This window comes from Neisseria sp. P0009.S010 (assembly GCF_051958545.1).
Lineage (GTDB): Bacteria > Pseudomonadota > Gammaproteobacteria > Burkholderiales > Neisseriaceae > Neisseria > Neisseria subflava_A.
The window spans coordinates 1-249 of record NZ_JBQCVH010000051.1 but is presented as its reverse complement, the minus strand read 5'-3'; the positions used below and the strand labels follow the sequence as shown (position 1 = coordinate 249).

Sequence of the window (249 nt, the reverse complement as noted above, 5' to 3'; positions counted from 1 at the left end):
GACTACTCGGGTATCTAATCCCGTTTGCTCCACTAGCTTTCGTTCCTCAGCGTCAGAAGAGACCCAGTGAGCCGCCTTCGCCTCTGGTGTTCCTGATGATATCAACGCATTTCACCGCTCCACTGGCAGTTCCACACACCCCTGAAATACTCTAGCAATTCAGTTTCACACGCAATGCCTCAGTTGAGCTCAGGCATTTCACATCTGACTTGAATCGCCGCCTACGCACCCTTTAAGCCCAGTGATTCC

At 51.8% G+C, this 249-nt stretch carries 1 rRNA gene; it reads right to left on the bottom strand.

The annotated features are described in order from the left end of the window. Window positions 1–249, bottom strand: a 16S ribosomal RNA gene (locus tag ACTHSN_RS10865); the annotation flags it as partial.